This is a genomic window from Chryseobacterium sp. BIGb0232, assembly GCF_024810195.1.
Lineage (GTDB): Bacteria > Bacteroidota > Bacteroidia > Flavobacteriales > Weeksellaceae > Chryseobacterium > Chryseobacterium pennae.
In genome coordinates this window covers 166708-179702 of record NZ_JANUEH010000009.1, presented here as the reverse complement: position 1 = coordinate 179702, position 12995 = coordinate 166708, and the positions used below count along the sequence as shown (strand labels likewise).

Annotated in this window: 12 protein-coding genes; 5 read left to right on the top strand and 7 right to left on the bottom strand. The window is 35.9% G+C overall.

The window, feature by feature from the left end:
• Positions 1-87 precede the first annotated feature (87 nt).
• Both M2372_RS18820 and surE read left to right on the top strand, forming a co-directional pair.
• Positions 88-258 (top strand): lmo0937 family membrane protein, encoded by a 171-nt coding sequence (locus M2372_RS18820; RefSeq protein WP_123320249.1) that lies wholly within the window; start codon positions 88-90, stop codon positions 256-258.
• 298 nt (positions 259-556) lie between these two features.
• Complete coding sequence (gene surE / locus M2372_RS18815) at positions 557-1345, top strand: 5'/3'-nucleotidase SurE (RefSeq protein ID WP_123320248.1); 789 nt, start codon at positions 557-559, stop codon at positions 1343-1345.
• A 186-nt stretch (positions 1346-1531) separates the two neighbouring features.
• Here surE and M2372_RS18810 read toward each other — a convergent pair whose 3' ends face one another.
• Genes M2372_RS18810 through M2372_RS18800 form a run of 3 tightly spaced genes read right to left on the bottom strand, consistent with a single transcriptional unit; the run spans position 1532 to position 3933 of the window.
• The gene (locus M2372_RS18810; protein WP_115973115.1) at positions 1532-2935 is read right to left on the bottom strand and encodes a radical SAM protein; all 1404 of its coding nucleotides are present in this window, start codon (positions 2933-2935) and stop codon (positions 1532-1534) included.
• An 18-nt stretch (positions 2936-2953) separates the two neighbouring features.
• Positions 2954-3181 (bottom strand): hypothetical protein, encoded by a 228-nt coding sequence (locus tag M2372_RS18805; RefSeq protein WP_123320247.1) that lies wholly within the window; start codon positions 3179-3181, stop codon positions 2954-2956.
• Positions 3178-3933 carry a prolipoprotein diacylglyceryl transferase gene (locus M2372_RS18800; RefSeq protein WP_123320246.1) on the bottom strand — a complete coding sequence of 252 codons (756 nt, stop codon included), beginning with the start codon at positions 3931-3933 and terminating at the stop codon, positions 3178-3180. The genes M2372_RS18805 and M2372_RS18800 overlap by 4 nt, the downstream gene beginning before the upstream one ends.
• Before the next feature lie 61 nt (positions 3934-3994).
• Between M2372_RS18800 and M2372_RS18795 the strand changes: the two genes are divergently transcribed.
• Entirely contained in the window at positions 3995-5032 is a 1038-nt protein-coding gene (locus tag M2372_RS18795; RefSeq protein ID WP_123320607.1) for a GMP reductase, read from the top strand.
• Between the two features lie 91 nt (positions 5033-5123).
• Here the strand turns inward: M2372_RS18795 and fabG are convergent, their stop codons facing one another.
• The 4 genes from fabG to M2372_RS18775 all read right to left on the bottom strand — a co-directional run bounded on the left by fabG (position 5124) and on the right by M2372_RS18775 (position 9718).
• Positions 5124-5867, bottom strand: a complete 744-nt coding sequence (gene fabG / locus M2372_RS18790; RefSeq protein ID WP_115973118.1) for a 3-oxoacyl-[acyl-carrier-protein] reductase — start codon at positions 5865-5867, stop codon at positions 5124-5126.
• A 170-nt stretch (positions 5868-6037) separates the two neighbouring features.
• Complete coding sequence (locus M2372_RS18785; protein ID WP_148060788.1) at positions 6038-7549, bottom strand: WG repeat-containing protein; 1512 nt, start codon at positions 7547-7549, stop codon at positions 6038-6040.
• Positions 7550-7556: 7 nt separating this feature from the next.
• A complete protein-coding gene (gene rsmI / locus M2372_RS18780) occupies positions 7557-8231 on the bottom strand; it encodes a 16S rRNA (cytidine(1402)-2'-O)-methyltransferase (protein ID WP_115973120.1) in 675 nt (224 codons plus the stop codon).
• A gap of 2 nt (positions 8232-8233) precedes the next feature.
• Positions 8234-9718, bottom strand: coding sequence for a hypothetical protein (locus M2372_RS18775; RefSeq protein ID WP_123320244.1), 1485 nt, complete (start codon positions 9716-9718; stop codon positions 8234-8236).
• 61 nt (positions 9719-9779) lie between these two features.
• Here M2372_RS18775 and M2372_RS18770 point away from each other — a divergent pair, with 61 nt between their 5' ends.
• Positions 9780-10367 (top strand): thymidine kinase, encoded by a 588-nt coding sequence (locus M2372_RS18770; RefSeq protein ID WP_115973122.1) that lies wholly within the window; start codon positions 9780-9782, stop codon positions 10365-10367.
• 180 nt (positions 10368-10547) lie between these two features.
• Entirely contained in the window at positions 10548-12995 is a 2448-nt protein-coding gene (locus M2372_RS18765) for a bifunctional UDP-N-acetylmuramoyl-tripeptide:D-alanyl-D-alanine ligase/alanine racemase (RefSeq protein WP_123320243.1), read from the top strand.

Sequence of the window (12995 nt, the reverse complement as noted above, 5' to 3'; positions counted from 1 at the left end):
ACCATCCGATACCACAAAAATAAAATTTAACCTATAAAGGCATAAAATATGCTGATATTTAAACAGATAACTTTAAAATGTAATGTCATGAGAAGTTTATTATGGTTAATTGCAGTGATCTGCATTGTTGTATGGCTATTAGGAATACTGGGAATTGTGCCCGGAATCAGTACAGGATATTTGATTCATATTTTGCTGGTTATAGCTATAATTGTTGTTCTTTATAATATTATTACGGGGAGAAAACCGTTGGATTGATTATAAATAAAACCGTATTCTGTCTTCTCCATTCAATGTTAATTCGTATTGGGAGGATGATAAATTTACGCTAAAATTCAACGGTAACTTAAGCTGGAGGATTTCTCTATTTTGGCATTCAGGGCCTTTTCTCTATCAAAATACAGGGTATTTATTACTGAGATTAAATCAGTGAATGGCTAACCTGCTGTTTTATCACGTCTTATTTTTAACTACATTTGATGTGTTGAAACTCTTTTTGTTCAATTCTCAAAATGAACAGATTGTACTGCATTTGTATAAAAAATTAAGATAATATATGGAAAGACCGCTTATTCTGGTGACTAATGATGATGGAATTACAGCTCCTGGTATCAGAAATTTGATCAGTTTTATGAACGAAATCGGAGAAGTAGTGGTAGTAGCCCCCAACTCTCCCCAAAGTGGAAAAGGCCACGCTATTACCATTAACTCTACACTAAGCTACGAAGAGGTTACCCTTGATGGCCCGCAAACAGATTATTCCTGCAGCGGAACTCCTGTAGACTGCGTAAAAATGGCTCTTGATAAAATTATGACAAGAAGACCTGATATTGTAGTTTCAGGGATTAATCATGGGGCCAATTCATCTATTAATGTAATCTATTCAGGAACAATGTCTGCTGCTGTGGAAGCAGGTGTGGAAGGAATTCCTGCCATCGGATTCTCATTACTGGATTTCAGCTGGGAAGCAGATTTTACTCAGGCTAAAGAGTTTATTCAGAATATTGTAAGAAAAACTCTTGAAAACCCGATGCCAAAAGGAATTGTTCTGAATGTGAACATCCCTAAACTTCCTGCATCAGAAATAAAGGGAGTGAAAGTTTGTAAGCAGGCTCATGCTAAATGGGAAGAAAGCTTTGATGAAAGGGTAAATCCACACGGGAAAAAGTATTACTGGTTAACAGGTTACTTCAACAATATGGATGATTCTGAAGATGCTGATGAAACAGCTTTGGCTAACGGATACATTTCTATCGTACCTGTGAAGTTTGACCTTACTGCGTATGAGTATATGAAAACCCTAGAAGAAGTAATGGTTTTTGATACCGCAAAGGAAGTTAAATAATACTGTTATTAAGATATAGAAAAAGCGTGAAATTTGATCTTCACGCTTTTTATTTTTACTCTCGCTGATTGAGTAGATACCGCAGATTTTTGTTACAAATTATCAATTATACGCAATCATCTGTGAAAATCCGTATCCATCTGTGGTAGAATCTATTAGCCACAGATCGGGAACAGATGATTATGCTTAAAATAATACTTTGTCTTCTTTTCTCAATTCCTCAAGATAACTTTTCTTATCATCTCTATAGAAAAGGTTCATGGTTTCAAACGGAATTAATTTCAGATCTTTATTCACAATGTGAACACAGGACTTCTTCACTGCTCTTACATCAAAATCATGAGCATCCATAAAGTTCATAATGATAATTCTGAACAGATTATCATAATCCAGATCCGGAGCACATACTTCAGGAAGGCAACAAAGCAGCTGATTAACCTTAGGCTTTACTTTATCGACAGAAATACCGGTACTGAAGATATCCAGCAACTGCATATGAAGCCCAGCATCCTGTTCATAAACGATGGTATTTTTGGATTCGTTGTTCAGAAGATCAGCAGGATTGATATATCGGGTTAGGGGAATGATTTCTCCCTGAAGTTTTAAAATATATCCCATGGCTAAGGCGTCAGGATTACAAGGAACAGGAATAATGTCATCAGAATTTAACAGTGGAAACTGGTTAAGAATCTCCTGCCTCACCTCTGTTAAGGTAATTTTCTCATGTGCAGAATCTTCCCTGTTTCTCCCTGCAATTTCTACCGGCTGGAAGGTAATTCCTCTTACACACTTCTGTTTTAAAGCAAATTCAATGATCTTTCCGATCTCATCAATATTTTTATCTTTCTGAAGGACAATAACCAAGGTGGTGGAAAGGTTTAGCTCATTCAGTTTCTCCAAAGCTTTCATCCTTACGGAAGTAAGATCTTTTCCTCTGAAATCTTCCAACACTTCAGGTTTAAAAGAATCAAACTGAAGATACACTTCAAATTCAGGAGCATAGGTGGCCAGCTTTTCAGCAAAACCAGGATCATTGGCAATTCTTATCCCATTGGTATTCAACATTAAATGTTTAATGGGTTTTGACTTGGCAATATCCATAATTTTGAAAAACTCCGGATGAATAGTAGGCTCTCCGCCACTGATCTGAACAACATCCGGTTCGCCCTCATTTTTAACAATGATATCAAACATGGCCTCAATTTCCTCAAGGCTTCTGTGGCTTCCATAATGTGGGGAAGACATGGCATAACAGGTTGGGCAGGTCAGATTACAGCGATCCGTAACTTCTACAATCGAAAGACAGCTATGCTGCTCATGATCCACACAAAGCCCACAGTCATAAGGACATCCGTATTCTACATCTGTTCCGAAATGAACCGGCATTTCTGAAGCTTTGTTATAGTTCCTTATATTTTTATAATACTGAACATCTGAGGCTATCTTTGTTTTGAAAAAGCCATGATCAGGACATCTTTTGGTCATGAAAACAGCTTCATCTTCTATGATGATCTTCGCCCCTACCCTTTTCAGGCATTCCGGGCAAAGACTAATGGTATAATCGTAATAGGTATAGTTTCTTACTGGCATAATTAATTTCTAAAATATTTATCCACAGATATATCCGCTGATCAGACCACAGACCAATAAACAGATAATAAAAGTCATTATAAACTGTTTTCTGCTGAATTTTCTGTTATCCTTACTTTCATAGATTAGTTTCACAATAAAAGTAACAATAATAGAAAAAAACAGAGCGCCTATAATCATCATCCCAACGATCATAAAAAAAACACCTGCAAGGCTCCCGCCATCTAAAAATGTTAAGAGTTTCATATTGAATGTTTTAAATAAGTGGTTTGAATATTTTTAATAGTATAAATGTAGTAAATAATTACACAAATACATACAAGTTGAATAGTTCCAAGATTTCCTGCAATTTCAACTCTTGGCTTAATGAAATCTAATAAAAGTCTAAAGATAAAATAGCTCAGCATAAAGATCTGAAAAAGGAACCCTGACGGATATGTCTTCTGTTTCTGAATATATTTAAGAATGATCCAAAGGCTGATAAGAAACCCTATTTCGTATAAGGCAACAGGATGTCTGAGATACTGATCTCCCAGGTTCATTCCAAAAATAGAATCTGTAGGAATACCATAGGTTTCCTCGTGAACTCCTGTAAGAAAACAACCAATCCTTCCAATAATGATCGCCAACATTAAGGGAAAAACAATGAGATCTCCCGTGCTTTGTTTGTGTCTGACTATTTTTTTGGCCAGCTCTACTCCCAGTAAACCAAAGGCTAACCCTCCCACAATGGTATTGCTGGACCAGAACTTCTGAAAACTAAAGTCCTCAAACATGGTGTAAGGATTTTCCAGATTTCCGATGAGTTTGGATCCCAATAGCGCTCCTGCTGTTGCGCCTATCAGAACTGCAGCAGAAGTATTGAACGAGAGCTTCTCGGTTGATTTTCTTTTAAGATAAAAATAATATCTCATCCCCAGAAACATACCAACGGCTTCAAAAAGAGGATGCGCAAGAATTGTATGACCGAAAATATGAAAAGTTACAGGAAAATCCATGGCTTCAAAAATAATCCATTTCAGATTATTTACTACCTTTATTCTGAGAAATAATTACAAAATGCGTATAGAATATGACATAAAACTAGGGTTTAAGGATGTAATGTTCCGCCCTAAGCGTTCCACCTTGAAGTCCCGTTCAGAAGTAGAGCTGGAAAGGGAATTTATTTTTAAACATACCAAAAAAAAATGGAGTGGAGTTCCTGTTATCGCTGCTAATATGGATACTGTAGGGACTTTTGAAATGGCTGTAGAACTCGCTAAAGACAAGATCATCACGGCAATACATAAACATTATACTCCTGAAGAATGGGATCAGTTCCTGGAAAGCCAGCCTGAAAGCATTCATCAATATATTGCTTTAAGCACAGGAACAGGAAAAGCAGATGAAGAGAAAATCAGGCTCATTCTTGAAAAGCACCCAAAAATCGAGTTTCTCTGTATAGATGTTGCCAATGGTTATTCTGAGCATTTCGTTCAGTTTGTGAAGACGGCAAGGGCTAATTTTCCTGACAAGGTTATTATTGCCGGGAATGTAGTAACCGGAGAAATGGTTGAAGAGCTTCTTTTGGTAGGAGCAGATATCATTAAAGTGGGTATCGGACCTGGTTCTGTATGTACCACCCGTGTAAAGACAGGAGTTGGCTATCCACAATTGTCTGCTATTATTGAATGTGCTGATGCAGCTCATGGATTAGGAGGCCACATCATTGCAGACGGAGGCTGTAAAGTCCCGGGAGATGTTGCCAAGGCTTTTGGTGGTGGTGCCGATTTTGTGATGCTGGGCGGAATGTTTGCCGGCCACGATGAAAGTGGGGGTGAAATGGTGGAAGAAAATGGTAAAAAATACCGTTTATTCTACGGAATGAGTTCAAAAACAGCTATGGATAAACACTCAGGAGGGGTTGCTGAATACCGTGCTTCAGAAGGGAAAACTGTAAAAGTAGCCTATAAAGGTCCAGTTTCTGAAACCGTGAAGGATATTTTAGGAGGAGTGCGTTCTACCTGTACTTATGTGGGTGCATCCAAACTTAAGGAACTTTCTAAAAGAACTACGTTTATCAGAGTTCAGGAACAGGAAAATCAGGTTTTTAACTGATAATTAATTTTCTCTCACAGATAATGCAGATTTAAAAAGTCTGCACCAAATAAAAAAAGAGGCTACACATTTTGTATAGCCTCTTTATATTTTAAGTTAACATTCCACCGTCAACGTTCAGTGTCTGTCCGGTAATGTATGATGCCATTTCGCTTCCTAAGAAAACACAGGCATTGGCTACATCAGCAGGCTGCCCTCCTTTTTTCATTGGAATTCCGTCTCTCCATTCCTGAACTATTTTTTCATCCAGAATAGCAGTCATTTCTGTTTCGATGAATCCTGGAGCAATAGCGTTACATCTGATATTTCTTGATCCTAATTCTAATGCCACAGATTTTGTAAACCCAATAACACCAGCTTTAGAAGCTGCATAGTTCGCCTGTCCTGCATGTCCCTGAATTCCTACTACAGAAGTCATATTAATGATAGATCCTGATCTTGCCTTCATCATCGGCTTGATAACTGCTTTTGTAAGGTTGAAAACTGAATCTAAGTTTACTTTGATTACCTGATCCCAATCTTCTTTAGACATTCTCAATAACAGGTTATCTTTTGTAATCCCTGCATTGTTTACCAAAATATCAATCTGTCCAAACTCTGCCATTACTTCCTCTACCAATGTTTGAGCGGCATCATAATCTGATGCGTCAGACTGATATCCTTTAATTTGGGTTACAGAACTTAAAGCTGCTTCTAATTCTTTAGCTTTGTCTACAGAACCGGCATAAGTAAATGCTACTTTTGCTCCCTGTTGAGCAAACATTTCAGCAATCCCTTTCCCGATTCCTCTTGTAGCTCCGGTAATTAGTGCTACCTTTCCTTCTAATAATTTCATATCTCTTGACGATTATTTTTTTATAACTCATTCAGCCAGTGAAAGCTGACTCATTTAGTAGAATAATTCTTTTTCAGAATTAAACGGTTTGCAAAGATATTATAAATTGTTATTCAACACATTGAAAACATCAAAATACTGAACTTTTTTGTTAAATTTCTCTGATTTTGCTATAGTTCCGCCATATCATTTCTAAATCTGGTGAAATAAATTAAGTCAGTTTTCTTATCCCTATTCAGTTTCAAGACTTCTTTCATCCAGGTATATTTATCATAAATAACCTCCGTTAAAGGCTCATTCTGAAAATTTAAAACTCCATACTTCCCTTGTTTCCTAACAACGATTTCATTTTCAAAATTGTCAAAGGCAATAATATCTTCGTAAGCAAAAGGAACAATTTCCGTACCCTTCGCATCCAGAATACCATAAAGATTACTATTATTCATACAAACCAATGGTTTTGAATACTCATTCAGAATATTAAAGTATTCAACATCCTGATTCTTTATCTGCTTTATATCCTTAATTACAACTGCAGACCTGTTCGTTACCGAAAATCGATAATACTGATCTTGTCTTTTAATTATCATATTCTCAGGATAAAAACCTACAATCTCATCGCCTTCATTCAGGATATTTTTGAGCTCCTTATCCAAAAGCTTTTCCTCATTCCCTTTTTTAAGATAAATAAAATCCTTTCCGGAGACTGTAAAATTTTTAATAAAGTCATACTCCTGAGGAATAACTGTATTACCCTGCAGATCTACAATACCGGATTGATCTGACCTGTCACTATAAACCCTGAAAAGATGGTTAGATAATGGATATAAATATTTAAAATTATTAGGATAAAGCTTTTGATCTTTCTTGTAAAAGACTGTCGTTTTATTACTTTTTCTGAGATAAATATATTCTTTCTTTCCAAAGTATTCCGGGGTGATATCACTGTAGATCTCATCCACTAATGTGTTGTTCTCAGCATCAATCAATCCATATTTTCCGGTTGCTTTATTTTGGGTAATCAGATAGGGGTAAGCATTGATATCTACTACATTCTTCGAAAGTTTATGTAAAGTCTGACCGCTTTTCCCAATGATTTCACTTTGATGATCTTCATTGATAATAAGAGCTTTTCCATTTTCAAAACTGTAATCATCTTTAAATTCCCTGTCACTTATCTGCTTCCCATTAAAGTCATACAGGAACCATTTTTTATCCTTTAAAACAAAGAACGCATCCTTTTCTGCAAAGCGAATCTTGTCTGAATCCGGAATGATTAATTTTCCATTGTAATCATAAACAGCTTCTTTTCCTTGTCTGGAAGCAATAATACGTTCTTTACTCCACCAGGATGTATTGAAATCCTGATCTTCAAGAGGAAGCAGTTCATTTCCTTTTTCGTCAATAATCGCTGATTTTCTTCTGTTTCCTTCCTCAGAATAAAGAATAAATCTGTTTTTAAAAATATGGGAAATTCCACCTTTATAAGAGGATTCAAAGGTTATATTTCCTTTAGCATCTACAATGCCCTGCTTTTTGGAAACAGGGTCGTAGACAATTCCAAAGCCTTCAGAATATGAGCTTACCTCCTTCCCTGTCTTTTTGGAAAGAAGGACCTTAGTGTATTGGTTAGTTTGCGCCATACAAACTGTAGAACACAATACAAAAACTAGTTTTTTCAATTAAAAATTAAATAGAATTATTGACAATAAGAACAATCTCTCCTTTTAAAGTTTTACTCTTGGAAAATTCAATTAATTCATTGATTGTTCCCCGTTTAGTTTCTTCAAATTTCTTAGAGATCTCACGGCTTAAACTTGCCTTGGTGTTTTCACCAAAGAATTCTTTGATCTGTTCTAATGTTGTATTGATTTTATGCGGACTTTCGTACAATACAATGGTTTTCTTTTCCTCAGCAAGCTGCTTTAATTTGGTTTGTCTTCCTTTCTTTTGTGGTAAAAATCCTGCAAATAAAAATTCGTTATTCGGAAGCCCTGAAACCACTAAAGCGGGAATCAAAGCTGTTGCTCCGGGAAGACAGATCATTTCGATATCGTTATCTGCTCCTGCTTTTGCCAGTAAATACCCCGGATCTGAAATTCCGGGAGTTCCCGCATCGGTAATGATGGCAATATTCTGACCGTTTTTAAGGTCTGTAATTACTTTCTCTGTTGCCTGATGTTCATTGTGTAAATGATAAGATTTTAAAGGCTTGGAGATTTCAAAATGTTTTAAAAGTATTCCGGAAGTTCTCGTGTCTTCACATAAAATATAATCAACTTCTTTCAGAACATTCACTGCTCTGAAGGTCATATCTTCCAGGTTCCCAACGGGTGTGGGAACAAAATATAGGATTCCGCTCAAAATTATAAGAATTTATTTTCCACCAATATCCAAAGTCTCTGTGCATATTCGTCCACTTTACTCCATTTTCTTTCGTAATAAAGGTCGCTCAGGTATTCTTTCGCTTCCTCCAGTGTTCTGAAATGGTTAAGCTGTGCTACTGTATCATTAAGATCTGTCTGGCTTCCTTCAAATAACATTTTTGAAAAAGCAATTCTGTCATTCAAATCCAGTTTAAATTCCGGTTTTAGCTTTTCAGCTTCCATAAAGTTGGTAGGAATATTGGATTTCAGAATACTTCCGGCATCTTCTTTTACAGTTTCCGACTGGTTTTCCTTTGGAAAATCTCTTTCCAGAGGATCATCGTCAAACAGGGATTGAACAGCTTTCAACCCTTTGATATTGGCTAGTTTTATTTTTTTCTCCTGCTGATATTCGTCTAAATTTTCAAAACTCTCATCAGAAGGATGTCTTTCTGTTTCTTCGGGAACAGGTTTATCTATTTCAACAATTGTTCTTCTGTCATATACTTCAGCGAGAACACGTTCATCCTGTTTTTCTTCCCCAGAATGGTCATTTTTGATCTCATTCAGGATATTTTCAACATTCGAAGTTTCCGAAACCAGTTCTCCCTGCTCTAAAGCTACATTGGAAGCTACAAATTGCTCCTCGTTCTCTTCGATCAGTATTTCGTCATCAAGCATTTCAGTATCGAAAATACTTGGAATGGTTTCTCTGACTTTATTTTCGGAAGTATCACTTACTGCTGCATAATCTACTTCATTTTCTTTTTCACCTTCCTCATCGGTATCTATTTCATTCAGCTGATTATTAAAAATGGCTTCCTCCTCTGTTACTTCTTCATTAAACATATCTTCGTTGATATCTTCATCTGAATCAGGGCGAGCATCAGCTAAAATTTTCTCTTCATCCACAAAGCTTAAAACAGCTTCATGGGTAATAAAATGTTCATTTTCATCAATTTCATTCAATTGGTTATTGAAAACTGCTTCTTCTTCCGTTATATCTTCAGAAGCAACAGGAGTCTGAACATTTTCAATAGTCCTTTCTTCATTATTTTCTGCTACGGAACTTATAATGTTTTCATGGAACTCATTTTCAACGATCTCATTCAGCTGGTTGTTAAAAGCAGCTTCCTCTTCATCTGATCCGATGATAAAATGGTCATTTTCATGCTCATCAATCTCATTCAGTTCATTATTGAAAATAGCTTCTTCTTCTGTTACCTCATTTCCAGAATCATGATGATCCGATTCACCCGAAACAAAAGAAGCCCCAGAACTGTCTGCATGTAAAACAGGTTCTTCTGCAATAAAGTATTCAATATTTTTTTCCAGTAATTTCAAAAAAGAAATCCTGTTAGCAAGCTCATCTACAAGATCTTGCTTGGAAAGTAATTCGTCTACGTTATTTATTTTGTCAAGATTATCGATGATATTCTTAGACTCAAATAAAATCTTTTCCTTTAAATCTTGGATATTCTGCATGATAAGATTCTTATTAAAATTGCTTACTTTTGATGTTGAAAATATACGGCTAATTTAACAAATGTTTTTAGAAAATACAATTAATCATTCCAAACAAAGTGGTTGGATGGAAGTGATTTGTGGCTCTATGTTTTCGGGTAAAACCGAGGAGTTGATCCGAAGATTACGTAGAGCAGAAATGGCAGGACAAAATGTGGAAATTTTTAAACCGAAACTGGATATCCGGTATTCTGAAGAGGACGTTGTTTCTCATAATCAGAATAAAATCCGCAGCACCGCAGTAGATAATCCGAATGAGATTCTTCTATTGGCATCCAATTGCGATGTGGTAGGAATAGATGAGGCTCAGTTTTTCGATGAAAGCATTGTTGAGATAGCCAATCAACTGGCCAACAGCGGCATCAGAGTAGTGATTGCAGGATTAGATATGGACTTTCTGGGACGTCCTTTCGGACCAATGCCCAATTTGATGGCTACTGCAGAATATGTTACAAAAGTGCATGCTATTTGCAAGAGAACAGGTAACCTTGCCAATTATTCTATGAGAACCTCCCAGGGAGACAATCTGGTAGAGCTGGGTGAAACTGAAAGCTATGAAGCTGTAAGCCGCCGTGTTTTTATTGATGAAGTGCTTTCAAAAAGGAGGTAAGTGATAGAGGTAAAAGCATAAAAAAATAAAATATATTCACTTAATATAAATGATAAACGAAAAAGCAATACTGTAAAATTTCAAAAGAAGAATCAGCCATACAATAATGAGCTATTCCAGCCTTTTTGCAATTTTACCTTTTTTGCAATTTCGCCATAAAATAAAGCAGAAAGGGTACCAATGAACTATACAGTACAACAAATTGCAAAGATCACCAATGCAGAGGTTATTGGAGACAAGAATTTAGTGGTTAAAAATATAGCATATGACAGCAGGATTATTTACTCAATTAAGAATACTGCGTTCATTGCGATCAACACGCATAAAAATTCTGGTGAAAAGTTCATTGAAGCTGCTATAGACAGAGGTATTAATATTATTATTTCTGAACATCAATATCCACAGTTTGAAAATATAACGTGGATTATTGTTAAAAATTCTGTAGATTTTCTTCAACAATTAGCAAAGTATCACTTCGAAAATTCTCATTTACGATCTATCGGAATTACCGGAAGTAATGGAAAAACCATTTTAAAGGAATGGCTATATCAATGTTTATGGAATGAATTCCCTACTGTAAAAAGTCCAAAGAGTTTTAATTCTCAAATAGGACTTCCCCTTTCTCTTCTTCAGATTAACGATTCTCATCAGCTGGGAATTTTTGAAGTAGGGATTTCCCACCCGAATGAAATGGAAAAGCTCGAAAATATTTTCCATCCTCAGATCGGATTATTAACGCATATCGGAAATGCTCATGCAGCCAACTTTTCTTCCGAAGAAGAACTGATTGATGAAAAGATTAAACTTTTCAAAGATTCTGAAATCATCATTTATAATGGTGACCATTCTTTGGTAGATCAGAAAATCAAAAAATTATATTCAGATAAAAAATTAATCTCTTACGGATTGAAAGAAACTAATGATGTCTTCATCAAAAACAATATTTCCAAAGATGAAAACATCCTTGTTGAATATTTTGGGGAAGAAATCAGTTTTCCGGCTCATCAGAGAGACGAAGCTACGTTAACCAATGCTACAGCGCTTATCGCTGTCCTTAAGGTGTTACAGGTCGAAAATAAAAAGATCATTGAAAAAATCAACCTTTTAAAGGCCATCGAAATGAGGCTTGAAGCGATTGAAGGAAATAAGGGCAATATTGTCATCAACGATTCTTTTAACCTTGACCTCGATTCTTTGAAAACTGCTCTTCAATTTTTGAAAGAATACAATAAGCCGAAAAAATCTTTAGTCCTAACAGATATCGTAGGGGTAAATGCCAATTCTAAGGAGTTGTATGAAGAAGTTTCCGAATTGGTGAATGAACAGTATTTTGATTCTGTATTCCTGATTGGTGATGAAATATCAAAGTTCAGTGAATTATTTAAATCTAAAACATTTACTTTCATCGATACCAAAGAACTGATCGAAAGCAAACATCTTTCTGAAATCGAAAACCAGATTATTCTTCTCAAAGGAGCCAGAAAATTTGAAATCGAAAAATTAAAAGATATTCTTGAGCTCAGAAAACATGATACGGTTTTAGAAGTTAATCTGAATGCTATTCTTCATAATATCAATTACCACAAATCACTGTTAAAGCCAGGCACAAAAATGATGGCTATGGTAAAAGCCAATGCTTATGGCTTGGGGAGTTATGAAATTTCAGAATTCCTACAACATCACCACATTGATTATTTAGGAGTAGCGTATGTTGATGAAGGCGTTGAACTTCGTAAAAAAGGAATTACCACTCCTATCATCGTGATGAATCCTGAACAACACAGTTACCAAACCATCATAGAGTATAACCTGGAACCTGAAATTTATAGTTTCAGAGTTTTGGAATTATTCTATGAAGCGGTTCAAAAATCGGGATATGATAAGAAATATCCTATTCATATTAAACTGGAAACAGGAATGCACCGTCTTGGTTTTAAAGATTTTGAACTGGATCAGCTGAGCGAAACTTTAAGTGAGAAAAATCTTAAAGTTCAAAGTATGTTCAGCCATCTATCTTCTTCCGACATGCCGGAAGAGAAAGAATTTACTTTCAAACAACTGGATATTTTTGAAAAAAACTCAAGTTTCTTAACGGAAAAACTAGGCTATTCTCCTCTCAGACATATTTTAAATTCTTCCGGAATAACCAGCTATACAGATCACCAACATGATATGGTAAGGATCGGTATTGGCATGCTGGGAGAATCACCGGATACTGAAATACAGAAACAATTACAGTCTGTGGTAAGTTTTAAAACCGTAATTTCACAGATATCAATGGTTGAAAACGGAGAGTCTGTAGGATACAGCAGAAAATTTAAGCCAGATCATCTGACAAAGATTGCTACCATCCCAGTTGGATATGCAGATGGTATTCCAAGATTGATCGGAAATCAGGTAGGAAGCCTTGGAGTGAATAAAATACTAGCTCCAATTGTTGGAAATATCTGCATGGATATGATGATGATTAACGTGGAAAACATTCCAAATGTAAAGGAAGGCGATATGGTAACCGTCTTTAATGCAAAACCAAGTTTAAAAGAATTCGCAGGATACTGCAAAACGATAACCTATGAAGTATTAACATCCATTTCGCCCCGGGTGAAACGGATCTATATAAAAGATTAA

What these genes read in the sequence shown, in the direction of transcription:
- M2372_RS18820 (WP_123320249.1), top strand. Translation starts at nt 88, where the DNA reads ATGAGAAGTTTATTATGGTTAATTGCAGTGATCTGCATTGTTGTATGG.
- surE (WP_123320248.1), top strand. Translation starts at nt 557, where the DNA reads ATGGAAAGACCGCTTATTCTGGTGACTAATGATGATGGAATTACAGCT.
- M2372_RS18810 (WP_115973115.1), bottom strand. Translation starts at nt 2,935, where the DNA reads ATGCCAGTAAGAAACTATACCTATTACGATTATACCATTAGTCTTTGC.
- M2372_RS18805 (WP_123320247.1), bottom strand. Translation starts at nt 3,181, where the DNA reads ATGAAACTCTTAACATTTTTAGATGGCGGGAGCCTTGCAGGTGTTTTT.
- M2372_RS18800 (WP_123320246.1), bottom strand. Translation starts at nt 3,933, where the DNA reads ATGGATTTTCCTGTAACTTTTCATATTTTCGGTCATACAATTCTTGCG.
- M2372_RS18795 (WP_123320607.1), top strand. Translation starts at nt 3,995, where the DNA reads ATGCGTATAGAATATGACATAAAACTAGGGTTTAAGGATGTAATGTTC.
- fabG (WP_115973118.1), bottom strand. Translation starts at nt 5,867, where the DNA reads ATGAAATTATTAGAAGGAAAGGTAGCACTAATTACCGGAGCTACAAGA.
- M2372_RS18775 (WP_123320244.1), bottom strand. Translation starts at nt 9,718, where the DNA reads ATGCAGAATATCCAAGATTTAAAGGAAAAGATTTTATTTGAGTCTAAG.
- M2372_RS18770 (WP_115973122.1), top strand. Translation starts at nt 9,780, where the DNA reads ATGTTTTTAGAAAATACAATTAATCATTCCAAACAAAGTGGTTGGATG.
- M2372_RS18765 (WP_123320243.1), top strand. Translation starts at nt 10,548, where the DNA reads ATGAACTATACAGTACAACAAATTGCAAAGATCACCAATGCAGAGGTT.